Source organism: Stenotrophomonas sp. DDT-1 (assembly GCF_001580555.1).
GTDB lineage: Bacteria > Pseudomonadota > Gammaproteobacteria > Xanthomonadales > Xanthomonadaceae > Stenotrophomonas > Stenotrophomonas sepilia.
Genome location: NZ_LEKR01000008.1, coordinates 103,503 through 128,156, shown reverse-complemented (window position 1 = coordinate 128,156; position 24,654 = coordinate 103,503). Strand labels below are relative to the sequence as shown.

22 protein-coding genes and 1 pseudogene are annotated in these 24,654 nt (G+C 67.9%); all 23 read right to left on the bottom strand.

All coding sequences use genetic code 11. The features are described 5' to 3' along the window. On the bottom strand, positions 1–1,567 hold a 1,567-nt coding region (locus AB839_RS06455), incomplete at its 3' end, for an MCP four helix bundle domain-containing protein (protein ID WP_156476622.1). Between the two features lie 372 nt (positions 1,568–1,939). Next, entirely contained in the window at positions 1,940–3,928 is a 1,989-nt protein-coding gene (locus AB839_RS06450) for a chemotaxis protein CheA (RefSeq protein ID WP_061478731.1), read from the bottom strand. Positions 3,929–3,973: 45 nt separating this feature from the next. After that, the gene (locus AB839_RS06445) at positions 3,974–4,339 is read right to left on the bottom strand and encodes a response regulator (protein ID WP_005409521.1); all 366 of its coding nucleotides are present in this window, start codon (positions 4,337–4,339) and stop codon (positions 3,974–3,976) included. Then, positions 4,336–4,644, bottom strand: a complete 309-nt coding sequence (locus AB839_RS06440; RefSeq protein WP_061478730.1) for an STAS domain-containing protein — start codon at positions 4,642–4,644, stop codon at positions 4,336–4,338. Before AB839_RS06440 ends, AB839_RS06445 begins: the two co-directional genes overlap by 4 nt. 289 nt (positions 4,645–4,933) lie before the next feature. Beyond that, entirely contained in the window at positions 4,934–6,193 is a 1,260-nt protein-coding gene (locus tag AB839_RS06435) for a chemotaxis protein CheW (RefSeq protein ID WP_061478729.1), read from the bottom strand. Next, positions 6,190–6,972: a ParA family protein gene (locus AB839_RS06430; RefSeq protein ID WP_061478728.1), complete on the bottom strand. Its 783-nt coding sequence runs from the start codon at positions 6,970–6,972 to the stop codon at positions 6,190–6,192. The genes AB839_RS06435 and AB839_RS06430 overlap by 4 nt, the downstream gene beginning before the upstream one ends. A 175-nt stretch (positions 6,973–7,147) precedes the next feature. After that, a pseudogene (gene motD, locus AB839_RS06425) lies at positions 7,148–7,993 on the bottom strand (flagellar motor protein MotD); the annotation flags it as partial. Between the two features lies 1 nt (position 7,994). Next, a complete protein-coding gene (locus AB839_RS06420) occupies positions 7,995–8,735 on the bottom strand; it encodes a flagellar motor protein (protein ID WP_049413360.1) in 741 nt (246 codons plus the stop codon). Between the two features lie 90 nt (positions 8,736–8,825). Next, complete coding sequence (locus AB839_RS06415) at positions 8,826–10,685, bottom strand: chemotaxis protein CheA (RefSeq protein WP_061478726.1); 1,860 nt, start codon at positions 10,683–10,685, stop codon at positions 8,826–8,828. A gap of 2 nt (positions 10,686–10,687) precedes the next feature. Next, entirely contained in the window at positions 10,688–11,293 is a 606-nt protein-coding gene (locus AB839_RS06410) for a protein phosphatase CheZ (protein ID WP_032129220.1), read from the bottom strand. Beyond that, entirely contained in the window at positions 11,293–11,685 is a 393-nt protein-coding gene (gene cheY / locus AB839_RS06405) for a chemotaxis response regulator CheY (protein WP_005413247.1), read from the bottom strand. Before cheY ends, AB839_RS06410 begins: the two co-directional genes overlap by 1 nt. A 57-nt stretch (positions 11,686–11,742) precedes the next feature. Continuing rightward, positions 11,743–12,486, bottom strand: coding sequence for an RNA polymerase sigma factor FliA (locus AB839_RS06400; RefSeq protein WP_061478725.1), 744 nt, complete (start codon positions 12,484–12,486; stop codon positions 11,743–11,745). Next, positions 12,483–13,370, bottom strand: a complete 888-nt coding sequence (locus tag AB839_RS06395; protein ID WP_061478724.1) for a P-loop NTPase — start codon at positions 13,368–13,370, stop codon at positions 12,483–12,485. The genes AB839_RS06400 and AB839_RS06395 overlap by 4 nt, the downstream gene beginning before the upstream one ends. Continuing rightward, a complete protein-coding gene (flhF, locus tag AB839_RS06390; RefSeq protein ID WP_061478723.1) occupies positions 13,357–14,985 on the bottom strand; it encodes a flagellar biosynthesis protein FlhF in 1,629 nt (542 codons plus the stop codon). The genes AB839_RS06395 and flhF overlap by 14 nt, the downstream gene beginning before the upstream one ends. A gap of 145 nt (positions 14,986–15,130) precedes the next feature. Then, positions 15,131–17,191: a flagellar biosynthesis protein FlhA gene (flhA, locus tag AB839_RS06385; protein ID WP_197467672.1), complete on the bottom strand. Its 2,061-nt coding sequence runs from the start codon at positions 17,189–17,191 to the stop codon at positions 15,131–15,133. A gap of 44 nt (positions 17,192–17,235) precedes the next feature. After that, positions 17,236–18,366 carry a flagellar biosynthesis protein FlhB gene (gene flhB / locus AB839_RS06380; protein WP_061478721.1) on the bottom strand — a complete coding sequence of 377 codons (1,131 nt, stop codon included), beginning with the start codon at positions 18,364–18,366 and terminating at the stop codon, positions 17,236–17,238. A 207-nt stretch (positions 18,367–18,573) separates the two neighbouring features. Continuing rightward, on the bottom strand, positions 18,574–20,706 hold the full coding sequence (locus AB839_RS06375; RefSeq protein ID WP_061478720.1) for a bifunctional diguanylate cyclase/phosphodiesterase: 2,133 nt from the start codon (positions 20,704–20,706) through the stop codon (positions 18,574–18,576). Positions 20,707–20,984: 278 nt separating this feature from the next. Beyond that, positions 20,985–21,776, bottom strand: coding sequence for a flagellar biosynthetic protein FliR (gene fliR / locus AB839_RS06370; protein ID WP_061478719.1), 792 nt, complete (start codon positions 21,774–21,776; stop codon positions 20,985–20,987). 13 nt (positions 21,777–21,789) lie between these two features. Next, positions 21,790–22,059, bottom strand: a complete 270-nt coding sequence (locus AB839_RS06365) for a flagellar biosynthetic protein FliQ (RefSeq protein ID WP_005413254.1) — start codon at positions 22,057–22,059, stop codon at positions 21,790–21,792. Positions 22,060–22,118: 59 nt separating this feature from the next. After that, positions 22,119–22,898 (bottom strand): flagellar type III secretion system pore protein FliP, encoded by a 780-nt coding sequence (gene fliP / locus AB839_RS06360; protein WP_061478718.1) that lies wholly within the window; start codon positions 22,896–22,898, stop codon positions 22,119–22,121. A 1-nt stretch (position 22,899) separates the two neighbouring features. After that, positions 22,900–23,319 carry a flagellar biosynthetic protein FliO gene (fliO, locus tag AB839_RS06355; protein WP_061478717.1) on the bottom strand — a complete coding sequence of 140 codons (420 nt, stop codon included), beginning with the start codon at positions 23,317–23,319 and terminating at the stop codon, positions 22,900–22,902. Next, positions 23,316–23,651: a flagellar motor switch protein FliN gene (fliN, locus tag AB839_RS06350; protein ID WP_005409543.1), complete on the bottom strand. Its 336-nt coding sequence runs from the start codon at positions 23,649–23,651 to the stop codon at positions 23,316–23,318. The genes fliO and fliN overlap by 4 nt, the downstream gene beginning before the upstream one ends. After that, a complete protein-coding gene (gene fliM, locus AB839_RS06345; protein ID WP_005416434.1) occupies positions 23,648–24,652 on the bottom strand; it encodes a flagellar motor switch protein FliM in 1,005 nt (334 codons plus the stop codon). Before fliM ends, fliN begins: the two co-directional genes overlap by 4 nt. Positions 24,653–24,654: the final 2 nt, after the last annotated feature.

Here is a 24,654-nt window from a genome sequence, read left to right as displayed (position 1 = left end):
CGACGACCTCGCCACCCTGCGAGGCGACGCCATGCGCGCCGATGGCGAGCTGGTTGGCCTGGCGGGCGTGCTCGGCGTTCTGGCGCACGGTGGAGGTCAGTTCCTCCATCGAGGCCGCGGTTTCCTCGAGGTTGGCGGCCTGCTGCTCGGTGCGGCGTGACAGGTCGCTGTTGCCCGAGGCGATCTCGCCGGCGGCCAGGGTGATGCTGGAGGCGCTGGCCTGGATCTGGCTGACGATCTGGGTCAGCTGCGCGACCGTGGTGTTGGCATCGTCGCGCATGCGGGCGAACACGCCATTGAACTGGCCTTCCATGCGCGCGGTCAGGTCGCCGGTGGCGATCGACTGCAGCAGCTGCGAGAGCTGGCCGAGGTTGCCGTCAGCCACCTGCATCATGGTGTTGAGGTGCTCGATCATCAGCTTGAAGTCGTGCTGGAACCGCTGTACGTCGCCGCGCTGGCTGAAGTCACCGGCGGCGGCCGCAGCAGCCAGGTGCTGGATCTGCGAATTGATGGCCAGCAGGCTGGCCTTGGCCGCGTCCATGGATTCGTGCAGGATCGCGCGGCTGCCGGGCAGGCGGCGTGCATCCGGGCTCAGATTGCCGATGGCGTACTGGTTGAGTACTTCAATGGCATCGACGATCGCATCGAGGTGCTCGAAGATCACCGTGTTGATGCCGTTGGCCAGCTGGCCGTAGACACCCGGGAAATCTTCCGGGATGCGATGGCTGATGTCCGGGCCAGCGTGCATCTGTGCCATCAGCTGTGTCTGCTCGCTGAAGCGTCGCAGCATCGCCGTCATCTCGGCGGTGGCAGCGAGCATCCTGCCGGCTTCGTCACTGCTGGTGGCCTGGGTGCTGACGCTGAGATCACCGCGGGCAACGGCCTGGATGGCATGCACGGCCTTGCCGAGTGGGCCGGTCACTGCACGCGAGATGACGATGGCCAGCGCGGCAGCGACCAGCGACAGCAGCACGATGCAGCCGATGATGGCAATCATGCTGGTGCGGTGGGTGGCGTTGGCGTCGGCGATCTTGCGGTCCATCTGGCCGGCGATGTGGGCTCCCAGTGCCTTCATCGCAGCGAACAGGTCGCGGCGCGCCGGGCGTGACTGTTCGTCGGAGATCTGCCGCGCCAGGACGCCGTCACCAGCGGTCACGGCGTCGCGCATCGCCTTGTTGGCGGCGAAGTAGCGGTCGAGCTGTGCGCTGGCTGCGCGATACAGTTCACGCTCCTTGTCCAGCGCCGGCAGCGCCGCGTACGCCGCCAGCTCGTCATGCACGGCCTTGGCGGTATCGTCCATGCGCTTGTTGTAGTCGGCCACCTTTTCCGGCTGGTCGAGCATGCTCAGCTGGGCCAGTTCGTAGGTGCGGAACTCGCCGAGCTGCGAGCGCGCCTCGCCCAGGTGCTGGACCGAGGGGATATCGTTGCCGGCCATGTCGCGCAGCTGCGCGTTGGCCTCGGACAGGCGGATCAAGGCAAAGGCACCCAGTACGACGGTCATCAGGGTGGTGAGGGTGAACCCCACGGCCAGCTTGCGGGCGATGGGCAGATCTTGGAACCACTTCATGCAGGGTGCTCCAGGTGGGCAGAGTGCCGGCGTCTGTGCGCCGGTTTGGGGGTGGTTGCAGAGCGAACGGGGGTGCCCGGTGGGGTTCGGTGACGACCGTCAAAGCGAAATAACGGCGCCGTCCGCGCGGACTTTATGGACGCAGATCACATTCGGTTGCGTAGGGATGACGGCACGAAAGTGCTGGTCTGGCGGGGCTTGCGCTCGGATGACGTGGTTGCGCGCGAAACCATCGCCTCGACGGAGTTCACAGAAGGGATGGGGTCAGATCCCTTTTCCCTGAAAAGGGATCTGACCCCGGCTGGAATGGAGCACACAAACAAAAACCGCCGCCCCGAAGGGCGGCGGTCCATGACCCGCATGCGGCGTGGATCAGGCGGCCTGCGGCATCCGCAGCGAGCGCACCAGTCCGCCGATGTCAACGATCAACGCGACGCGGCCGTCGCCAAGGATGGTGGCACCGGACACTCCGCCGATACGGCGGTAGTTGTTCTCGATGTTCTTCACCACCACCTGCTGCTGGCCGACCAGCTCGTCCACTTCCAGCGCGATTTTCTGGCCATCGCCTTCCACCACCACCACCAGCGATTCGCTGCCCGGTGCGCGGTTGCCGTAGCCGTAGTACTCGCTCAACGACAGGATCGGCAGGTACTCGCCGCGCACGCGCAGCACGCGGCCTTCGCCGGCCATGCTGCGGATATCCTCGGGCTGCGGCTGCAATGCCTCAAGCACGTAGGCCAGCGGCAGGATCAGGGTTTCGCCGGCCACGGCCACAGTCATGCCATCGAGGATGGCCAGGGTCAGCGGCAGGCGGATCAGCGTGCGGGTGCCGGTACCGAGGCTGCTTTCGATCTGCACCTCGCCACCCAGTGCCTGGATGTTGCGGCGGACCACGTCCATGCCGACGCCACGCCCGGACAGGTCGGTGACCGCATCGGCGGTGGAGAAGCCGGGCTGGAAGATCAGGTCCCAGACCTGCGAATCGGTCGGGTTGTCCGGCACGGCCAGGCCGCGTTCGTAGGCCTTGGCGAGGATCTTGGCGCGGTCCAGGCCACGGCCATCGTCGCTGACTTCGATGACGATATGGCCACCCTGATGCGAGGCCGCCAGCGTGATCGTGCCGGTCTCATCCTTGCCTGCACCGCGACGTACGTCGGGCATTTCCAGGCCGTGGTCGATCGAGTTGCGCACCAGGTGCACCAGCGGATCGGCGATCTTTTCGATCAGGCCCTTGTCCAGTTCGGTGCCTTCGCCGACGGTGCGCAGGCGCACCTGCTTGCCGAGGCGGCTGGACAGGTCGCGGACCAGGCGCGGGAAGCGGCGGAACACCGCGTCAACCGGCAGCATGCGCACGCCGATCACCGCTTCCTGCAGGTCGCGGGTGTTGCGTTCAAGCTGGTCCAGCCCGGCGAACAGGCTCTCGGCGTGGACCGGGTCCAGTGCATGCGAGACCTGCTTGAGCATGGCCTGGGTGATGACCAGCTCGCCGACCAGGTTGATCAGCGCATCGACCTTGTCGACGCTGACGCGGATCGAGGTTTCCGCTTCCTGGCTGGCACCACCGCTGGCGGCAGGCGCGGCAGGTGCGGACGGTGCCGCTGCGACCGGAGCGGGAGCCGCGGCGGCCGGCGCCTGGGTGGCCAGGCTCGGCGGCGCGGCGGGACGGATGTCCAGCTCGCAATCGTCCAGCACCCAGGCGAAGGTGTCTTCGATCTTGCTGCGCGGCACCTTGCCGACCAGGCCCAGATCCCACGCAAGATGGGCTTCGAGCGGATCAAGCTGGGCGAAGCCCGGCAGGCGTTCCATGCGCGCAGCGACCTGCAGCGAACCGAGGTGTTCCAGTTCGCGGATGATGCGCAATGGATCGTTGCCGCTCATGAACAGCGACGGCGCCGGGGTGAAGCCGATCTGCCAGGCTTCCGGCGTATCGTCCACCTTGGCTGCCGCGGCCGCCGGGGCGCTCGCTGCGGCCTGGCCGGAAAGAACCGCTTCCAGGCGTGCCTTCACTGCAGCGACTGCAGCCGGATCGGCAGCCTGGCCGTGCTCGGCTTCGCGCAGCAGGGCGCGCAGCACGTCCACCGAGGACAGCATGGCGTCGACGGCGTGACCTTCCAGCGCCCGCTTGCCGGCGCGCAGCTCATCGAGCAGCGTTTCCAGCACGTGGGTCAGGCCGGCGATCGCGTCGAAGCCGAAGGTGCCGGCGCCGCCCTTGATCGAGTGGGCGGCGCGGAACACCGAATTGATGATCTCCGCGTCCTGCTGCCCCGATTCCAGGGCCAGCAGGCCAGCCTCCATCGCATCGAGGCCTTCGCGGCTCTCCTCGAAGAAGGTGGCGTGGAAGCGTTGCAGGTCCATGCTCATGGCAGTGGTGATCCGGAAGCGAGGAGGGGGAGCGGCGCCGGGCGATTAGCCCAGCACTTTCTGCACGGTGGCGACCAGCTGTTCGGGATTGAACGGCTTGACCAGCCAGCCGGTGGCACCGGCGGCCTTGCCTTCGGACTTCTTGTCGGCGGCCGATTCGGTGGTCAGCATCAGCAGCGGGGTGAACTTGTAGTCCGGCAGCTGGCGCAGTTCGCGTATCAGCGCGATGCCGTCCATGTTCGGCATGTTGACGTCGGTCACCACCGCATTGAAGCGCTGGCCCTTGGCGCGACCGAGCGCGACCGCGCCGTCTTCAGCTTCTTCGACGGCAAAACCGGCCGAGGTGAGGGCGAAGGACACCATCTGGCGCATCGACGCCGAATCGTCCACCACCAAGATACGTGCGCTCATGCAGCGTTCTCCACAGATTTCAGGTTGTCATGGGTTACGTCCAGGCCCAGGGCCTGGGTGACGCCCAGCAGGCGCGCGGCGTCACTGAAGGTTGCAGTGCAACCGTGGAAGCCGGTGCCCAGGCCTGCCTCGCGGCGGGCCTGCACGAACGCACACAGCACCTGCACGGCGGCCGTGTGGATGCGGGCGACCTGGCTGGCATCCAGGGTCAGCTCGCCAGCCTGCTCCACGAGGGGGGCGAGGCGGTTCTTGAGCTCGGTAGTGCTCTCGATGCCGAGATCCCCACCCAGTTCGACAGTGCTCATCGTTGCTCCGGACAAACGGTTCCGTGATCCATAACGGCACCCCGGTGGGGTTCTTTAGAAGAATCGACGCGGTACGTCGATGCGGTCGCTGTCTGAAAGGGGACGGAGGGGATCAAGTCGCAAGCGACCTGGCTCTACTGCAGTCCCCTCGGCAACGGTGACCGCGCAGTGGGGACGTAAGGTGTTGATCCAACGGATCAACTCCTTGCGTCCCCGACAGGCACCGCTTCGGTGCAAAGCGCCGAGCCACTTGCGACTTGATCCCCTCCGTCCCCTTTTTCTTGGTGGCTCAGCTCAACAGCCGGGTGGCGTCGAGCAGGATCATCGGGCGCTGGCTGACCCGGGCCACGCCGCGGAACAGGTCGTTTGAGATCTGGCAGATGCGCGCGGTATCCGGCGGTTCGATCTGCGAATCGGTGAGGTTGGCGACATCTTCGACCGCCGACACGCGCAGGCCGATGGTCTCGCCGTCCTCCTCCAGGACCACGATGCGGGTCTGCGCGTCGTCCTCGGCGGCGGCCGCGCCCAGGTGCAAGCCCAGATCCATCACCGGTACCACCTGGCCGCGCAGGTTCATGATGCCGAGCATGGCCGCTGCAGTGCCACGCAGCGGCAGCAGGGGCACCGGCAGCACCACTTCCTGCACCTTCAGCAGTTCCAGCGCATAGGCCTGGGTGCCGCAGCGAAGGCGCAGCCAGCGCGAAGTGCGTTCGCCGGCGCGTCGGTTCTGCGGGTGCGGGCTGCGGGCCGGTTGGTGGGCCTGCGCCTGCAGCTCCTGCCAGGTGCCGGGACGGTTGGCTGCCGGGGCATCGACGGCGACGCGCGGCGGCGGAGTGGCGGTGCGCGCGGCCGGGGCCGGGGCTGCAGGTGCAACCGTCGGGGCCACCGGTGCTGCGACCACGGCGGGCGGTGGCGTGGCTACGTCTTCGCCACCGGCGGCCGCCTCGAACGCGGCCTGCAGGCCGGGGCTGTCGGTGTGGGCGAGGCGATGGCTGTCGGCCGGATCGGTCTCGTAGATCACCTCGTCCGGCAGGTCGTCCCAGGTAGGTTCCGGACCGGCGTTTGCAACGACGGCGGGTGCCGGCGCGGTTTCGTGGATGACTTCCTCAGGCAGGTCATCCCAGGTCGGCTCGCGTTCGGAAACCGCTTCTCCCGCCGGACCCGGCCCAGCGCTAGCGGAGGCGGCAGCGCTCTCGAAGGCCGCTTCCAGCACCGCGTCGTCCGGGCTTGGCGCGGCGGCGACGGATTCTGTTTCGTAGATCACCTCGGCGGGCAGGTCATCCCAGGTGGGTTCGCGCGTGGGTGGAGCGGCGCTCTCGAAGGCGGCTTCCAGCGCAGCGCTGTCCCCGCTCGGCGCGGCGGCGATGGTTTCGGTTTCGTAGATCACTTCGGCCGGCAGGTCGTCCCAGGTCGGTTCGCGTTCGGCGACTGCTTCGATCGCCGGGTTTGGCCCGGCGCCAGCCGGCGACAGCTCGGCAGGGGGCGGCGCGACAATGGCCTCCCCCAGCAGTTCGTCCAGGTAATCATCGAGGATGCCGGTGCTGTTCATGCGGCCTGCTCCAGGGCGCGGGCATCCTCGCCGAGGATCCAGTTCAGCGCACGGCGGTAGGCGGCCAGGCCCCGGCCCGGGTAGTCCTCGCCGGTGCTCGGCAGGGTCAGCCCGGCGGCGTTGCTGATGCGGGTATCGATCGGAATGGCGTCTTCCCACACGCGGTTGCCGTGGCGATCCTGCATGGTGCGCAGCGACTCGTTGCCGGCGCGGGTGCGGCGGTCGAACAGGGTCGGCAGGATCGAGATCGGCAGCGGGCGGCGGCGCGAGCGCTCGACCATCTCGCCGGTGCGGACCATGCCATCCAGGCCGTGCAGGGCCAGTGGCTCGGCCTGGGTGGGAATGATGAGACGGTCGGCTGCGGCCAGCGCATTGATCATCAGCAGGCCGAGGGTCGGTGCGCAGTCCAGCAGGATGTAGTCGTGCTGGCCCTGGTGGCGCGCCAGCGCGTTCTGCAGGGCCAGGCCGAGGCCGGGCTGGTTGGCGCTGCGGCGTTCCAGCGTGGCCAGCGCCGACTGTGCGCAGACGTAGTCCAGGCCATGGATGTTGCTGGCATGGCACAGGCCGGACAGGTCCGCTGGCGGTGTGCCGAACAGCTCCAGCACCCCGGCCGGCGGCGGGTCCACCGGCACGCCGAAGGCGCGGCTGAGCGAGGCATGCGGATCGAGGTCGATCAGCAGCACGCGATGGCCGAGCGCGGCCAGGCCGCGGCCGAGGGCGAGGGTGGTGGTGGTCTTGCCGACTCCGCCCTTCTGGTTGGCGACTGCCCAGATGCGCATCGGATTACTCCTTCATTGCCGGGGGAACGGCGGCGCCGACGCGGCTGCCAGCCGGCACCGGCGGCAACTTCACCGGTGCGATGGGGGAGGTGGGGGCGCTGGCCGGAGTTGCGGCGGCCTGTTCGGTGACGGTGCTGTCGGTGGCGCCGGTGGCTGCGTTCAGGCGCTGGCCGAGCGGATCCACCGAGTGCGACGTGTCGGCCAGGATGATGACCATCACCCGGCGGTTGCGGTTGCGGCCCTGCGCGCTGTCGTTCTCTTCGCGCGGGCGGAACTGGCCATAGCCGACCATCGCCAGCCGCGACGGCTGCACGCCCTGGTCGGCGAACAGGTGCACCACGCTGGCGGCGCGCCCGGCCGAAAGTTCCCAGTTCGACGGGAAAGTGGCGGTGGCGATCGGCACGTTGTCGGTGTGGCCTTCCACGCGCACGCTGTTGGGCACGTCGCGCAGCACCTCGGCCAGGCTGGCCAGGGTCTGCCGCGCATGCACGTCCAGCGCGGCCGAGCCGGTGGGGAACAGGATGTCGCTGTTGATCTCGACTTCGATCCACAGTTCGGTGCGGCGCACGCTGATCATGCCGCGGTCGATCAGCGGTGCGAGCGCGGCGGTGAGGCGGTCGGCGATGCTGTTGAGCTGTCGCTCGGCGCGCGCGATCTGCTCCTGGTTGTGCACTGACACCGGCATGCGCATCTGCGAAGCCATCGAGGGCAGCAGGGTCGGGTCGTGCGAAGGTGCCGGCGCGGACGGGCCGATCTTGGTGCCGGACTTGATCACCGAGGGGCTGTCCCAGCCGCCGCCCTGCACCTGCTTGTTGCCCACCTGCACCGGGTTGATGGTGCGCGGTGCGCCACCGAAGGCATCGGTGAGCGCGTCGGCCATGATCCGGTACTTGCCCTCGTTCACCGAGGAGATTGCATACATGACCACGAAGAAGGCGAGCAGCAGCGTCATCAGATCGGCATAGGGGATCGCCCATGCTTCGTGGTTGGCGTGCTCTTCGTGGTGCTTGCGGCGGGCCATGTCAGTGCAGGAAGCCGGAGAGGTTGGTTTCGATGTTGCGCGGGTTCTCGCCCTGGGCGATCGAGATCAGGCCTTCGATGACCATCTCGCGGTCGCGCGTGTTGTGCGAGATCACACTCTTGAGCTTGGCGGCGATCGGCAGGAACAGCAGGTTGGCCGAAGCGATGCCGTAGATGGTGGCGGTGAACGCGGCGGCGATGCCGTGGCCGAGCTTGCTCGGGTCGGCCAGGTTCTTCATCACTGCGATCAGGCCCAGCACGGCACCGATGATGCCCAGCGTCGGTGCATAGATGCCCATTGCTTCGAACACCTTGGCGCCGGCCTGGTCCTGGTGCTCCTGGCTGCCCAGTTCGATTTCCAGCATGTGCCGCATCGATTCGGGCTCGACGCCGTCCACCAGCAGCTGCAGGCCCTTGCGCAGGAACGGGTCCTGCTGTGCTTCCACCTGCGATTCCAGGCCCAGCAGGCCCTGGCGGCGGGCGATGTTGCTCCACTCGACGATCTGCTGGATCAACTCGCGGCGGTCGCTGTGCGGTGGACGCACGACCCAGCGCACGATGCTGAACGCATGCTTGAACACCGCCGGCGAGGTGTGCAGCAGGATCGCAGCGACGGTGCCGACGATGACGATCACGAACGCCGCAGGCGACCACAGCGACGCCAGGCCGGCGCCCTTGAGGATGCTGCCGCCGACCAGCGAGGCCAGGGCGAGAAAGAGTCCAATGAGGCTGAGTCTATCCATGGATCCGGTATCGGCTTGTATGAATGGGACTTGAGACACCGGTACGGGCTACTGGTGCGACTTCACGGTTTTACGGGTTCAGCAAGCGGGTCAGTCGTGCGGGCTGCGCAGGCCGTCCACATCCAGGATCAGCGCCATGCGACCATCGCCGATCAGGGTTGCACCGGCGTAACCGCGCAGGCCGCGCAGGGCTTTCGGCAGTGGCTTGATGACCACTTCCTCGCGCCCGCGCACCTGGTCCACGACCAGGCCGAAGCGCGCTTCGCCGGCCTGCAGCACCACGATCGTCAGCAGGGTCGAGGCGGCCGGCGTCACATCCAGCCACTGGCGCAGATCGACCAGCGGCAGCGTATGCGAACGACGGTCGAGCACGGCGCGGCCATCGAACCAGCCCAGCGAGGTGCGCGGCGCGTGCAGCACTTCCATCACGCGCGCCAGCGGCAGTGCATAGACGTCCTCGCCGGCCTGTACCAGCAGGGTCGGCAGGATCGCCAGGGTGAGCGGCACGCGGATCAGGAAGCGGCTGCCACGGCCCAGCTCGGACTGGATCTGGATCTGGCCACTCAGCTCGCGGATGCGTGACTGCACCACGTCCATGCCAACGCCGCGGCCGGAGATATCCGTGACCTGCTGCTTGGTCGAGAAGCCGGGCAGGAACACCAGGTGCAGGCACTCCTCGCTGCTCAGGCGGGCGGCAGCTTCCGGATCGATCAGGCCCTTCTCACGCGCCTTCGCGCGCAGCTTCTCCGGATCGATGCCGGCACCGTCGTCCTGCACTTCAATGCTGACGTAGTCGCCTTCCTGCTGGGCCGACAGGCGTACATGGCCCATCCGCGGCTTGCCCTGTGCTTCGCGCAGATCGGGCATTTCCACGCCATGGTCGATGGCGTTGCGGACCAGGTGCACCAGCGGGTCGGCCAGCGCTTCGACCAGGTTGCGGTCGAGCTCGGTCTCGGCGCCGATCAGCTCCAGGTCCACTTCCTTCTTCAGCGAGCGGGCAACGTCTCGGGCGACCTTGGGGAAGCGCGAGAAGACCTTGCCCACCGGCTGCATGCGGGTACGCATCACCGCCGACTGCAGGCGCGCGGTGGCGATGTCCAGGGTCGACACGGCGCGGTCCAGTTCCTCGTCGCGCAGGCGCGCACGCAGGGTCTTGAGCCGGTTGCGTGACAGCACCAGTTCGCCGATCAGATTGACGATCGCGTCCAGGCGCTTGGTGTCCACGCGCACGGTATGTTCGGCTTCGGCCAGCGGCTTGGCGGCCGGCTTGGTCGCCGCTGCAGTTGCCGGTGCGGCCGGTGCGGCCAGTGGGCGTGGTGCCGCGATCGGTGCGGGCGCTACCGCAGCGATGGGCTTGGCGCCGGGTGCGGCGCCACCGTGCAGCTGGTCGAGCAGGGCTTCGAACTCGTCTTCGCTGATCAGGCCGTCGTCAGCCTTCTTTGCCGGCGCGACCGCAGTCGGCGCGTTACCACCGTGCAGCTGGTCGAGCAGGGCCTCGAATTCGTCGTCGGTGATCAGGTCGCCGCTACCGGCCGCCGCTACGGCGGCCGTCGCGGCCGGCGCGGTGGCGCCTCCGTGCATGTCGAACTGGGCGATCAGCTCCGGCGGCGCATAGCCCGGCTCGGTGCCGGAGGAAACTGCATCCAGCATCGCTTGCAGGTAGTCCAGCGATTGCTGGGCGGCATCGAAGTGATGGGCCTGCAGCACGGCCTGGCCCGCGCGCGCGATGCCCAGCGCTTCTTCGGCGGCGTGGCACAGCTCGACCATGGCGGTGACGCCGAGGAAGCCGGCGCCGCCCTTGAGCGTGTGGTAGCCCCGGAACACCGCGTTGAGCTGCTCGGTGTCCTGTGGTGCCTGCTCCAGCGACACCAGCTGTTCGCCCAGGCGATCCAGGATTTCCTGCGCCTCGATGATGAAATCGGCAGTGATGTCGTCGGATACCGCGCTCATGCTTACAGCCCCAGGTCCGACAGCAGGTCGTCGGCGTCGTTCTGCGAGACCGCGTGGCGGTCCAGTCCCTTCAGTGCCGGCCCGGCCAGTTCCGGATCGGTGCGATGCTGTTCCGGCGGCAGGCCGAGCGCGCCGAAGCCCTCGTGCACGCGGCGGACGATGCCGACCACGCGACGGATGATCTGCCCGGTCAGGTCCTGGTAGCTCTGGGTCAGGGCGATCTCGGTGAGGTTGTGGCGGATGCGCTCGAGCTGCGCATCCTGGCCCGGCTGCAGGCCTTCGGCGCGCAGCTGTTCGGTCAGGCTGCGGCATTCCTCGGCCAGGTCCAGGGTGCGGTGCGTCGCTTGTTCGGTCATCGCCACCACGTGGTCCAGACGTGCGCAGGCATCGTCCAGTTCGCCGGCCTCGCTGGGCACGGTCGGCAGTTCACCCAGGGCCTGCCCGAGCTCGCGGGCCAGCCGCGAGAGGCCGCTCATCATCGGCTGCGTGCGCAGCGCGACCAGTCCGTCGATGCGTTGCCGCCAGGCGGTTTCGTCACCGGACTCCAGTGCGTCCAGTGCTTCCTGCAGGCGCAGGGCGAGGGCATTCTTGTCGACCGTGGTGTCCATCAGGCGCTGGCCGCCAGGCGTTCGAAGATCTTGCCGAGCTTCTCTTCCAGCGTCTGCGCGGTGAACGGCTTGATGATGTAGCCGTTCACGCCGTTCTGGGCCGCTTCGATGATCTGCTCGCGCTTGGCTTCGGCGGTGACCATCAGCACCGGCAGGGTCTTCAGCTTGGCATCGGCACGGATCGCCTTGAGCAGCTCGATGCCGGTCATGACCGGCATGTTCCAGTCGGTGACCACGAAATCGAACGGCTGGCTCTGCAGCAGCGACAGCGCGGCATGCCCGTCCTCGGCTTCGGCGGTGTTGGTGAAGCCCAGATCGCCCAGCAGGTTCTTGACGATGCGACGCATGGTCGAGAAGTCGTCCACGATCAGGATGCGCATGTTCTTGTTCAAAGCAGAGTTCCTTTGTTGTTCATTCCGGGCGGCCGGGGGCAGCTGCCTCGGGGATGTTCATTCTTCGAGGCCGGCGTCGACGGCCTCGAATACCTTCAGCCGGCCGCGCAGGCGCAGCACGGCCTGGCCGTGGATCTGGCAGACCCGCGACTCGCTCACGCCGAGCACCGCGCCGATCTCCTTCAGATTGAGTTCCTGCTCGTAGTAGAGCGAGAGCACCAGCTGTTCGCGCTCGGGCAGATGGCCGATGGCCTTGCCCAGCTCGCGGCCGAACTCGCTGCGCTCCAGCACCTGCTGCGGGGTCGGGCCACCCTGGGCGACCGTGTCCAGCTCGCCCTGGTCCTCGATGCGCGACTCCAGGCTCAGCACCTGGCCACGCGCGGCGTCTTCCATCAGGCGCAGGTAGTCGGGCAGTGGCATCTCCATCGCGGCGGCCACTTCGGTGGCGCTGGCGGCGCGGCCGCTGCTCTGTTCCAGGCGGCGGATGGTGGCCGCAGCATCGCGTGCACGGCGGTGCACCGAACGCGGCACCCAGTCGCCACGACGGATCTCGTCGATCATCGAGCCGCGGATGCGGATCGAGGCATAGGTCTCGAACGAGGCGCCCTGGTCGGCGTCGTAGCTGCGCGAGGCTTCGATCAGGCCCATCATGCCGGCCTGGATCAGATCATCGACTTCGACGCTGGCCGGAAGGCGCGCGGCCAGATGGTGGGCGATGCGCCGCACCAGGTCCGAGTGCTGGGCGATGACGTCGTTGGCCGCCGAGCGCTGGACTTCCCTGTACTGGGCCGCGCCTTTCATGCCGCCACCCCGCGCTGCTTGAGGATGCGTTCGAGGAAGAACTCGACGCCGCCGCGTGGTTCGGTGGGCGCCTGCCAGCGCGCGGTACGGCGTGCGATCTCGGTGATCGCCAGTGCGGACGGGCTGGACGGGTAGGCCTTCACCACCGGCTGCTGGCGCTGCACCGACAGGCGCAGCCAGTCATCCTGCGGCACGCAGCCCAGGTAGTTCAGCGAGACATCGGCGAGGAACTTTTCGCAGACCCGGGTCAGCTTCTCGTACAGCACGCGGCCTTCATTGGGGTCGCGCACCATGTTGGCCACCACCTGGATGCGGTCCACGCCACGCTCGCGCGAGAGCACCTTGATCAGCGCGTAGGCGTCGGTGATTGAAGCCGGCTCGTCACAGACCACCACCACGGTGTCCTGCGCGGCCTGGCAGAAGGTCAGCACGCCGTCGGTGATGCCTGCGGCGGTGTCCACCACCATGATGTCCAGCTCGCGTTCCAGCTCGGAGAACACGTTGACCAGGCCGACGTGCTCGGCCGGGGCCAGCTCGGCCATGTGCCGGCGGCCGGACGCGGCCGGGACCACCAGCACGCCGTTCGGGCCTTCGACGATGACGTCGTCCAGCGAGCAGCGGCCGGCAACCAGGTCGGCCAGCGTATAGGTGGGGTTCAAGCCCAGGATCACGTCGATGTTGGCCAGGCCGAGGTCGGCGTCCAGCAGCAGCGTGCGCTTGCCCATGCCGGCCAGCGCCACGGCCAGGTTGGCCGACACGTTGGTCTTGCCCACGCCGCCCTTGCCGCCGGTCACGGCGATGGTGCGCACAGGGCCGAGCGGCTCGCTGCGGGTGGCCGACAGCGGGAAGGTCTTGGTCAGCTTGGCGTACTCACGCGACGGCATGGTTCAACTCCGGGTTGCAGGGCATATCGGCCGCTCGGCGCAAATCTTCAAGGCGAAGTACGAGATTGGCCGCACTGGCCCGGTGCAGGTCGTCCGGAACGTCCTGGCCGTCGGTCACCCAGGTGATCGGCAGGGCGTGGTCCACGGCTACCGACAGGGCGTTGCCGAAGCGGCCGGTTTCGTCCAGCTTGCTCAGCACCAGGCCCTGCAGGTTGGCGGCACCGAAGCGGCGGACCACCTCGTCCATGTCGCCGAAGCTGGTGTTGGCCGGCAGCACCAGCAGGGTGCGCACCTGGCGCGCGGCGCGCAGCCACTGCAGCTGGGCGGCCAGCGCGCGGTCGCGCGGGCCCAGCCCGGCGGTGTCGATCAGTACCAGCTTGTAGTCCTTCAGGCGTTCCAGCAGCTGGTCCAGGTCGGTGCCGCTGTTGGCCTCGTGGACGGCTATGCCGAGCTGCCGGCCGTAGCCATACAGCTGCTCGCGGGCGCCGATGCGGGTGGTGTCGGTGGTGACCAGAGCGACGTCACGCGGTGCGTGCTTCTCGGCGAACCGCGAGGCCAGCTTGGCGATGGTGGTGGTCTTGCCGGCGCCGGTCGGGCCCACCAGCGCGATCACGCCGCCTTCCTCCAGCGGGTCGACCGGGGCGATCGGCAGCTTGCGCGAGATCAGCCCCAGCATCAGGCCGCGGCCTCGGTGCGCCTCGGTCTCCAGCGGGATCTGCATGGCGACGTCGCGGGCCAGGCCAGCATCGAAGCCGTACTCGTCCATCAGGTCCAGCGCGGTGGCGCGCACCGGGCAGCCGCGCAGGCGCTCGTCGGTGAAGCGGTTCATTTCGCGCTCGATCACCTGGCGCATGCCGGCCACTTCCTGGCGCAGCTGGCGGATCTCGGCGTCGTCCTGGGCGACCACGGTCAGCACCGGGGCTGGGGCGAGCGTCGGCGTCGGCGCGGCTTCGACGGTGGCATCGGCCAACGCCGGTTCGCTGGCGGCGACCTCCGGCTGCGTTTCAGACAGGGCTGCGGTCGGCAGCGGCGGCGGCTGCACCGCCGGCGCCACGCTTTCGTGATGTGCCTGGTGCGGCGGATCGATCTGGAAACGGGCGCGGTTGGCCGGCGCGACGACGGCCGGTGCCGGCGCCGGAGCAACGATGGCCTCGGCGAACGGGGCGTAGATCTGGTCCGGCAGTGCCGGTTCATTGACGGCGGCGCGTGCCAGCGTGGCGGCAAAGCCGGTGCTGCCGCGGGTCGGCACGATCTCGTCGGCGCTGTCGAGGGTGCGGCCGGTAGCGCCCACTGCTGCACGGGCGAGGGCGGCCACCGCCGAGGTGGTGGCGGCAACCGGTTCCGGTGCCGGGGTGCTGCTGCGGCGGCGGGTGACGGCGGCGATCACCGCGTCGGCGGCGGTGCGCGGCTTGGGTGCCGGCGGCGGTGCAACGTCACGGCGCGAGGCTTCCAGTGCACGCTGTACCGCGCTCTCGTCGTAGTTGGCGGCGGCGACGATCTCGATGCCTTCCTCGATCCGGCGGTTGGACAGGATCACGGCGTCAGGACCATGCTCCTTGCGCACCAGGTTCATGGCCGAGCGCATGTCGGCGGCGACGAATCGTTTGATTTTCATGCTGTGGTCACGAGGCGAAGACGGCGGGGTGGCGGTCGGGGAACTCGGGTGGTCGGTGGTCTGCACGGTGCGGGTTCCCCTTGGTGTCTGTCTGTTGCGTTGGTTCGAAAGTGGTGTCTGTTTTCTGGCGCATCGGCGGGCGGCGTCAGCTGATCGTTCCGACCAGCTTCAGGCGCTTGTCCTCCGGCACCTCGCTGTAGGCCAGGACCGACAGCGAAGGAACGCTGTGGCGGACCAGGCGGGCCAGCGCGGCGCGCACCGGGCCAGGTACCAGCACGACCGCGGGCTCGTTGCGGGCTTCCTGCTTGCTGACACATTCGGCCAGGCTCTGGTGCAGTCGCTCAGCGAGTCCGGGTTCCAGCGCGGCGCCGTTGCCCTGCGTGGACTCCTGCAAGACACGTTCCAATTGCGGGTTGAGGGTGAACACCGGCAGCTCCGCCGACATTCCGGCGATCTCCTGCACGATGAAGCGGCCCAGTGCGGTGCGCACCGCGGCGGTCAGCACGGCCGGGTCCTGGCTGCTGGGCGCATGTTCGACCAGTGCCTCGGCGATCTTGCGCAGCTGGCGGATCGGAATGCGCTCGACCAGCAGGTTCTGCAACACGCGCACCACCGCCGACAGCGGCAGCGCCTTGGGCGTCAGATCTTCGACGAGCTTGGGTGCGCTCTTGGCCAGGTTGGCCAGCAGGTGCTGCACTTCCTCATGGCCGAGCAGCTCGGGTGCGTGTTCGCGGATCAGGTGCGAGAGGTGGGTGGCAACCACGGTGGCCGGGTCGACCACGGTGTAGCCCAGCGTTTCGGCCTGGGCACGCTGGTGCGGCTGGATCCAGGTGGCATCCAGGTCGAACGCAGGGTCCTTGCCGGCGATGCCCTCCAGCGCGCCGAGGGCGCTGCCCGGGTCCAGGGCCAGTTCGCGGTCGGGGTGGATCTCGGCGGTGGCCACCGGCACGCCGTGCACCAGCACGCGATAGCCGTTGGCCGGCAGTTCCAGGTTGTCGCGGATATGCACCGACGGGATCAGGAAGCCGACGTCCTGGGTCAGCTTGCGGCGAACGCCCTTGATGCGCGCCATCAGTTCGCCACCCTGGTTGGCGTCCACCAGCGGGATCAACCGGTAGCCGACCTCCAGGCCCAGCGGATCGACCGGACGCAGCTCGTCCCAGCTCAGTTCCGCAGTCGGTGCCGGCGCGGCTTGGCGGCCCAGCGCATTGAGTGCGGCAGCATCGGTGCCGCCGGCCGCGGCGTCGGCGGCCGGAGCCTTGCCCTTGCGGTAGACCTTCCAGGCGATGAAGCCGAGGATCGCGGACAGCGTCAGGAAAGCGACGTTGGGCATGCCCGGCACCAGGCCGACCACGCCGATGATGCCGGCGGTGATCGCCAGCGCGCGGTACTGGCCGAACACCTGGCCGGTCATGGCCTGGGCCATGTCCTGCGAGCGCGAGGCACGGGTGACCAGCATCGCCACCGCGCTGGACACCAGCAGTGCCGGCAGCTGCGCCACCAGGCCGTCACCGATGGAGAGCAGGGTGTAGGTGGCAGCGGCGTCGCCGAACGGCATGCCATGCTGCAGCACGCCCACGGCCAGGCCGCCGAGCATGTTGATGAACAGGATCAGGATGCCGGCGATGGCGTCGCCGCGGATGAACTTGCTGGCACCGTCCATCGCACCGTAGAAGTCGGCTTCCTCGCGGACTTCCTCGCGGCGCAGCTTGGCTTCCTCGCGCGTCAGCAAACCGGCGTTGAGGTCGGCGTCGATCGCCATCTGCTTGCCGGGCATCGCGTCCAGGATGAAGCGCGCGGTCACTTCCGAGACGCGGCCGGCGCCCTTGGTGATGACCACGAAATTGATGATGGTCAGGATCGCGAACACCACGATGCCGACCGCATAGTTGCCGCCGATCACGAATTCACCGAAGGCGGCGATGACCTTGCCCGCAGCGTCGTGGCCGTTCTGGCCGTTGAGCAGGATGACGCGGGTGGAGGCCACGTTCAGCGCCAGCCGCAGCATGGTCGTGATCAACAGCACGATCGGGAAGATGGTGAAGTCCAGCGGGCGCTTCACGTAGACCACCGCCAGCAGCACCATCAGCGAGATGGCGATGTTGAAGGTGAACAGCGCATCGAGGACAGGCGCGGCCAGCGGGACCACGACCATGGCCAGCAGGGCCAGCACGATCAGCGGCGCGCCAAGGCCCTGGCGGATCATTTCCAGGGCGCGTCGAGTGTTGAATCCGGTGGCGGGCTGGGCGCTCACGGGCGGCCTCCCTTGCCGAATTCATCCACCTGGATGTGCGGGGCGTCCGGCATCGGGCCAGTGCGCCAGGCGCGCAGCTGGTAGACGTAGGACAGGACCTGGGCGACGGCCGAATACAGTCTCACGGGGATTTCCTTTCCGAGTTGGCCTTCCCGATACAAGGCGCGTGCCAAAGGCGGGGCAGAGACGATCGCGACCTTGTTGCCGTCGGCCACTTCACGGATGCGCAGGGCGGTCTCGTCCACGCCCAGCGCGACCACGGTGGGGGCGTTCATGGCGCCGCCCTCGTATTTCAGGGCCACCGCGTAGTGGGTGGGGTTGACCACCACCACGTCCGCCGTGGGCACCGCTTCCATCATCCGGCGGTTGGCCATCTGCTGCTGCAGCTGGCGGATACGGCCCTTCACCTCGGGGCTGCCCTCGCTTTCCTTCATTTCCCGGCGCAGCTCTTCACGGGTCATCTTCAGCTTGCGCATCCAGTTCCAGCGCTGGTACGGCGCATCGATGGCGGCCAGCACCAGCATCGCGCCGGCCGTGGCCAGCAGCAGGCGCAGGGTGAAGCCGAGGCCGTCGGTAATGGCCGTCTCCAGCGGGTGGTGGATCAGGCCGCGCAGGGTGTCGAAGCCGGACCACACCACCAGCCCGGCGGCGACGCCGACGAAGGCCACGCGCAGCAGCGATTTGGTGAACTCGGCAATGGCCTCCGGGCCATACAGGCGCTTGAGCCCGCTCATCGGGTTCATGCGGTTGATGTCGGGCAGCAACGCCTTCTGCGACCAGCGCAGGCCGCCCATCACCAGCGGGGCGACGAAGCTGGCCAGCAGGCAGACCAGCACCAGCGGCGCGATCACCAGCATGAACTGCAGCAGCAGATCACCGAAGTGGCCGAACAGTTCCTTCGGGTTCTGCCGAAGGCTCTGCTCGGGGCTGAGCGCCTGCTTCATCCAGGCGCTGGCGCCGCGTCCGATCGAGCCGCTCATGGCCATCACCGCCAGCACGCCGGCGCCGAACACGGCGGCGGTGCCCAGTTCGCGCGAGCGCGGCAGGTTGCCCTGTTCACGGGCGTCGCGCAGGCGTTTTTCGGTCGGTTGTTCGGTCTTTTCGCCGGCGGATTCGTTCTCGGACATCGCGGGTACTGCGGCAGGGGTTGCCGGGGTGCGTGCAAGAACTGTTCCACGCATGGCATGGATCTACCGACGACCCTCCTGTAGAGCCGAGCCCATGCTCGGCTGCGGTTGGCTCCAAGCGCGAGGCGCAGCCGAGCGTGGGCTCGGCTCTACAGGAGGGTGCCGCAGGAATCGTTCCGTGATGGCGGGTGGTCGCGCTGCCCGGCGTTATCCGGGCGGGTGTTGTTGCGGTGGGCTCTGCGCCAGTTCCACCCGCGGTCGCGGCAGGTCGTGCAGCTGCATGAAGCGTGCGGCATCAACCGGGCGGCCCAGCAGGTAGCCCTGCAGGTAGTCGCAGCCCAGCCGCTCCAGGTAGGCACGCTGCGCCGCAGTCTCCACGCCCTCGGCGACGATGTCCATGTCCAGCGCGTGGCCCAGCGCTACGATCGCCGAGACGATCACCACGTCTTCGGCGCTGTGTTCCAGGTCACGCACGAACGCGTGGTCGATCTTGATCTCCGTGGCCGGCAGCCGCTTCAGGTACAGCAGGCTGGAATACCCAGTTCCGAAATCATCGATGGAGATGCCCACGCCCAGCGCCGACAGGGCCTGCAGCAGGCGAAGGCTGGTATCGGTATCGCGCATGACCGTGCTTTCGGTGATCTCCAGCACCAGGTGGCGCGGGGCAATGCCATGGCGTTCGATCACTTCACGCACATCCTGCAGCAGGTGTGGCGAACTGAACTGCACCGGCGACAGGTTCACCGACATCGACCAGCCTTCATGCCCGGCGTCGCGCCAGCGCCGCAGTTGCTGGCAGGCCTGGTCCAGTGCCCAGCGACCGATCTCGTTGATCGCGCCGCTGCGTTCGGCCAGGCGGATGAAGCGGTCCGGTGGGATCAGCCCGTGCTCCGGGTGCTTCCAGCGGATCAGCGCTTCGGCACCGGCCACCTTCTGCGTGGCCACGCGGATCTTCGGCTGATAGTGCAGGAACAGCTGCTCGCTGCCGATCGCACGGCGCAGGTCGGCCAGCAGCCGGAACTGCTGCTCGGCACTGTCGTTCATCCAGTCGGCGAACAGCACGAAGGCGTTGCGTCCGGATTCCTTGGCCTGGTACATCGCCGCGTCGGCGAAGGCCATCAACTGGCGCTCGCTGGCAGCGTGGTCGGGGCAGATCGCCACGCCGATGCTGGCAGTTACCTGCAGTTCGTTGTCCGGCAGCAACGGGCCGCTGCCCACCGCCTGCAGGATGCGCCGGGCGAGGGTGGGCAGGTCCTCGTCGTGCTCGATGCGCACCACCAGCACGAACTCGTCGCCGCCCAGACGGGCCAGCATATCGTTGGGCCGGAGCAGCTGGCGGGTACGCTCGGCCACCGCCACCAGCAGTGCGTCGCCGGCCTGATGGCCGTAGGCATCATTGACCTGCTTGAATCCGTCCAGGTCCATGAACATCACCGCGAAACGGCTGCCCCCCTGTTCGGCTTCGGCCAGCGCCTGCACGATGCGCCGCTGCAGCAGCAGGCGGTTCGGCAGGCGGGTCAGCGGGTCGTGCAGCGCGGCTTGGGTCAATTCCTGCTGGGCATCGGTCAACGAGGTGCTCAGCATCGAGTTGCGAAGCCGCAGCAGCTGCGCCTCCACCCGCTGGTCCAGCCACGAGACCACCAGCACCACCGCCAGGATCGCAACCGTCAACACCACCACCAGCATCGCCAGCCACTCGCTCTGCAGGCCGTCACCGACCGCCGCGCCGCAGATGCTGCCTTCCGGGAAGCGCGCGGCCGCCATGCCGGTGTAGTGCATGCCGACGATGGCCAGGCCGAGCAGGCCGGCGGCCGCCAACCGGTCACCGACGCGGGTGCGCTGCGCGCGCAGGCGGAACGCCACGTACAGCGCGGTCCATGACGCGGCCACCGCCACCACCAGGGAGAGCAGCAGCCAGCCCGGGTCGTAGTCGATCCCGGGCTGCATGCGCATCGCTGCCATGCCGACGTAGTGCATGCCGGCAATGCCGGTGCCCATCAGCAGGGCACCGCCGGCCAATCGCGGATGGGGCAGGGTGCGCAGCGAGACCAGCCACAGTGCGAACACCGACGAGGCGATCGCCAGGGCCAGCGAGAGCAGGGTGATGGGCAGGTCGTAGCCCAGTGCAATGGGCAGATCGAAGGCCAGCATGCCGATGAAGTGCATCGACCAGATACCCAGGCCCATGGCGAATCCGCCCCCCAGGCGCCACCACCAGGCGGCTGCCCGGCCCGGGGCGGTGACCGTGCGCCCGGCCATGGCCAGCGCCGTGTACGACGCCATCACGGCGACCAGCAGTGAGATCGCCACCAGCCACGGGTTGTACGTGCCTACCAGCATTCGTCAGTCTCCCGGACTTGCCTGTCGACGGAAACCACGGTGGGGCATGCATGAGGCAGGCCAACGCGAACGGGCGTCGGCCAGGTGCGGCATCCCCCCGGTTGCCGCGCATTCACTCTAACGCGCAGACCCGGGGGGACTTCAAGCGGCAATCCGTGAAATTGCGCCCCTGTAGAGCCGAGCCCATGCTCGGCTGCCACTCCTGCCGAAGGCAGCCGAGCATGGGCTCGGCTCTACAGAAACAAATGCATGGCAAGCAGTAGAACGTGATGACCGGGTCAGCGTGTGACCGCGTCCGCGGCCTGGAAGGCGGCGTCGAACAGGCGCTGTACCGGCGGCCCCATTTCCCCGGCCAGCAGCGCCAGGAGGAACAGGCCCAGCAGCAGCGAGACCGGCAGGCCCAGCTGGATCGGGTTCAGCGCAGGGGCGGCACGCGCCAGGACACCGAAGGCCAGATTCACCGCCAGCATCGCCACGGTCAGCGGGATGGCCAGGCTCAGCGCGCCGCGCAGCACGGTCAGCAGGAAGGTCGGGGCGATGCTGAAGAAGGCATGGGGATCCGGCAGCGGGGCGCCAATCGGCAGCGCGCGATAGCTGTCCACCAGCAGCGAGATCAGCGCCAGGTGGCCGTTGGCGGTGAAGAACAGCAGCCCGAACAGCAGGTAGAACCACTGTCCGATCACACCGGAGGTGCCACCGCGCAACGGGTCACTCATCTGCGCGAAGGCCAGGCCGGTGCCTTGTGCGATCAGTTCGCCGGCCATCGCGCCGGCTTCGAACACCAGCCGCAGCATGAAGCCGATGGACACGCCGATGGCCAGTTCACGGGCAATGGTCAGCACCGTAGCCGCGTCGAAGCCGGTCCAGTCCGGCACCGGGGGCAGCAGCGGGGCCAGCGCGATGGCAAGGGTACCGGCCAGGATCACCCGGATCCGTGCCGGCACCGCGCGGGTGCCGACCATGGGCATGGCCATGGCCACCGCACCGATGCGCAGCATGGTCCACAGTACGGTGCCGATCATGCCGAAGGCCTGCAGGCCGTCGGCAGCCATCTGGGTGGCGGCGTCCATCGAGGCGCGTGTCCTAGCCGATCAGGTGTGGAATGCGCTGGAACAGCAGCGTGGTGAATTCAACCAGGTGGCCGATCAGCAGGCTGCCCAGCGCGAACAGCACTGCGGTCAGCGCTGCCGCCTTGGCGACGAAGGCGATCGTCGGTTCATTGAGCTGGGTCGCGGCCTGCACGACACCGACCACCACGCCCACCACCAGTACGGTGAGCAGCAGCGGGCCGGCCACCCACAATACGGTGATCAGGCCGCCACGCAGTTCAGTCAAGGCAAGTTCGGGAGACATTCGGGTTCCATCTGCTCATGTAGAGTCGAGCCCTGCTCGACTGCGCGTTACGGGGGATATCAGGCCGGATTGAAGCTCGCCGCCAACGTACCCACGGTCAGCACCCAGCCATCGACCAGCACGAACAGCAGGATCTTGAAGGGCGCCGAGACCAGCATCGGCGACAGCATCATCATGCCCATCGACATCAGCACGCTGGCAACGACCAGGTCGATGATCACGAACGGGATGAAGATCAGGAATCCGATCTCGAAGGCGGTCTTCAGTTCACTGGTGACGAACGAAGCGACCAGCACCGGGAACGGGATCGCATCGGGGCTGGCGTAGGTGCCGTGCCCGGCGATGCCGGCGAAGGTCATCAGGTCGGTCTCGCGGATCTGCGCCAGCATGAAGCCGCGCAACGGCGTGGTGGTCAGCGTCCAGGCGGTCTGGAAGTCGATCTCGCCATTGAGGTACGGCGCCATGCCGGCGCTCCAGGCCTTGTCCCAGGTCGGCATCATTACCATCGCGGTGAGGAAGAGGGCCAGGCCCAGCAGCACCTGGTTGGACGGGGTCTGCCCGGTACCCAGCGCCTGGCGCAGCAGGCCCAGCACGATGATGATGCGGGTGAACGAGGTCAGCACCAGCAACATCGACGGGATCAGGGTGATCGCCGTCATCAGCAGCAGGGTCTGCAGCGGCAGGCTGACCGGTGCACCGCCGATCTTGCCGACGTTGACGTCCGGCAGCGGGGTGGTCGGCGCGCCGGGCGCGGCGAACGCCAGTGCCGGCAACAGGCACAGGGCAAGCAACAGCAGCCACGGCATCAGGGTGGCGGGACGGGTACGGGGGACACGCATGTCAGGGATCCTTGCGCAGCCGCTGCTGCAGCAGCTGGGCGAAATTCGGAAGATTCTTGAAGTCCGGCACGCGCACCGGCGCCGGTGGCGGCAGCGGCTCGGGCAGGGTATGCAGGGTGTTGATGCCACCGGCGGTGACGCCCAGCAGCAGTTGCTGGCCATTGACCTCGACCACCACCACGCGTTCCTTGGCGCCCACGCTCAGGCTGGCCACCAGCTTCATGCCTTCGGCAGGGCGGAAGCCGCTGCCAGGCATGCGCTTGAGCAGCCAGCCCAGGCCGATCACCAGTGCCAGTACCGCCAGCAGCGCCAGCACCGCACCGAACAGGCTGGGTGCGGCGGCCGCATGCTGGCCGACCTGCGGGCCGATCGGCACTACGGCCTTGCCGACCGCCAGCAGGGTGGAGGCCAGCAGGCTCAACGCAGTCTCCGGATACGCTCGCTGGGGCTGACCACGTCGGTCAGGCGCACGCCGAAGCGGTCATTGATCACTACTACTTCGCCGTGGGCGATCAGGGTGCCGTTGACGAACACGTCCAGCGATTCGCCTGCACCGCGCTCCAGTTCCACCACCGACCCCTGGTTGAGCTGCAGCAGGTTGCGGATCGGCAGGCGGGCACGACCGACTTCCAGCGACAGGGTCACCGGCACATCGAGGATCACGTCCAGGTTCAGGTCCGGACCATTCGCCTCATCGGCCTGCAGGCTGCTGAACTGGGCCGGGGTCGGTTCGAGGGCGTCGATATCGTTCATTGCGGGTCTTCCTGGATGACGGGTACGCGCGGGCGGGTGCCCGGCGGATGGGTAGCGGTGATCTTCACGGCGTTCATGCCGTTGGCGATGCCGAACTCGCCGGTGAACACGGGGATGTTCTCCACGCACAGCGGCACCTGCGGGCTCAGCTCGATCGGCAGGATGTCGCCGACCTTCAACTGGGTCAGGTCGCGCAGGGTCATGCGCTTGCTGGCCAGCACGCTGGACAGGGTGACTTCGGCGACGTTGAGCTGCTCACGCAGGGTCTTGCCCCAGCTCTCGTCGCGGTCGTTGCGGTCGCTCTGGATGCCGGCGTCGAGCAGTTCGCGGATCGGTTCCAGCATCGAGTAGGGCAGGGTGACGTGGATGTCGCCGCCGCCACCGTCGAGCTCGACGTGCAGGCGGCACACCACCACGTACTCGCGCGGGGTCACGATGTTGGCGAAATGCGGGTTGATCTCCGAGTTGATGTACTCGAAGTCGACATCCATCACCGGTGCCCACGCTTCGCGCAGATCGGCGAAGGTCTGCTTCAACAGCAGGTGGATCACCCGCATTTCAGTAGCCGTGAACTCGCGGCCCTCGATGCGGGTGGGGTAGCGCCCGTCGCCGCCGAAGAAGTTGTCGACGATGGCGAACACCAGGGTCGGCTCGAACACGATCAGGCCGGTGCCGCGCAGCGGCTTGAAGCGGATCAGGTTCAGGTTGGTCGGTACATACAGCGAGTGCATGTAGTCGTTGAACTTGATCAGCTCGATGCCGCGCACCGACAGTTCGGCCGAGCGGCGGATCAGGTTGAACAGGCCGATCCGCCACAGGCGCGCGAAGCGCTCATGGACCATTTCCAGGGTCGGCATGCGACCACGGATGATGCGGTCCTGGCTGGCGAAGTCGTACGAGCGCGCTTCGCCTGACGGGGGTTCCGCATCGGTCTCGACCGCGCCACTGTCCACGCCGTGGAGCAGGGCATCGATCTCGTCCTGGGACAGCAGATCATTCATCG

What these genes read in the sequence shown, in the direction of transcription:
- fliN (WP_005409543.1), bottom strand. Translation starts at nt 23,651, where the DNA reads ATGAACGATATCGACGCCCTCGAACCGACCCCGGCCCAGTTCAGCAGC.
- AB839_RS06400 (WP_061478725.1), bottom strand. Translation starts at nt 12,486, where the DNA reads ATGAAAGGCGCGGCCCAGTACAGGGAAGTCCAGCGCTCGGCGGCCAAC.
- AB839_RS06365 (WP_005413254.1), bottom strand. Translation starts at nt 22,059, where the DNA reads ATGTCTCCCGAACTTGCCTTGACTGAACTGCGTGGCGGCCTGATCACC.
- AB839_RS06435 (WP_061478729.1), bottom strand. Translation starts at nt 6,193, where the DNA reads ATGAACAGCACCGGCATCCTCGATGATTACCTGGACGAACTGCTGGGG.
- AB839_RS06420 (WP_049413360.1), bottom strand. Translation starts at nt 8,735, where the DNA reads ATGGATAGACTCAGCCTCATTGGACTCTTTCTCGCCCTGGCCTCGCTG.
- fliM (WP_005416434.1), bottom strand. Translation starts at nt 24,652, where the DNA reads ATGAATGATCTGCTGTCCCAGGACGAGATCGATGCCCTGCTCCACGGC.
- AB839_RS06415 (WP_061478726.1), bottom strand. Translation starts at nt 10,685, where the DNA reads ATGAGCGCGGTATCCGACGACATCACTGCCGATTTCATCATCGAGGCG.
- fliR (WP_061478719.1), bottom strand. Translation starts at nt 21,776, where the DNA reads ATGGACGCCGCCACCCAGATGGCTGCCGACGGCCTGCAGGCCTTCGGC.
- flhB (WP_061478721.1), bottom strand. Translation starts at nt 18,366, where the DNA reads ATGTCCGAGAACGAATCCGCCGGCGAAAAGACCGAACAACCGACCGAA.
- AB839_RS06450 (WP_061478731.1), bottom strand. Translation starts at nt 3,928, where the DNA reads ATGAGCATGGACCTGCAACGCTTCCACGCCACCTTCTTCGAGGAGAGC.
- AB839_RS06395 (WP_061478724.1), bottom strand. Translation starts at nt 13,370, where the DNA reads ATGCCGTCGCGTGAGTACGCCAAGCTGACCAAGACCTTCCCGCTGTCG.
- AB839_RS06410 (WP_032129220.1), bottom strand. Translation starts at nt 11,293, where the DNA reads ATGGACACCACGGTCGACAAGAATGCCCTCGCCCTGCGCCTGCAGGAA.
- AB839_RS06375 (WP_061478720.1), bottom strand. Translation starts at nt 20,706, where the DNA reads ATGCTGGTAGGCACGTACAACCCGTGGCTGGTGGCGATCTCACTGCTG.
- AB839_RS06440 (WP_061478730.1), bottom strand. Translation starts at nt 4,644, where the DNA reads ATGAGCACTGTCGAACTGGGTGGGGATCTCGGCATCGAGAGCACTACC.
- flhA (WP_197467672.1), bottom strand. Translation starts at nt 17,191, where the DNA reads ATGATCCGCCAGGGCCTTGGCGCGCCGCTGATCGTGCTGGCCCTGCTG.
- AB839_RS06445 (WP_005409521.1), bottom strand. Translation starts at nt 4,339, where the DNA reads ATGAGCGCACGTATCTTGGTGGTGGACGATTCGGCGTCGATGCGCCAG.
- AB839_RS06430 (WP_061478728.1), bottom strand. Translation starts at nt 6,972, where the DNA reads ATGCGCATCTGGGCAGTCGCCAACCAGAAGGGCGGAGTCGGCAAGACC.
- fliP (WP_061478718.1), bottom strand. Translation starts at nt 22,898, where the DNA reads ATGCGTGTCCCCCGTACCCGTCCCGCCACCCTGATGCCGTGGCTGCTG.
- flhF (WP_061478723.1), bottom strand. Translation starts at nt 14,985, where the DNA reads ATGAAAATCAAACGATTCGTCGCCGCCGACATGCGCTCGGCCATGAAC.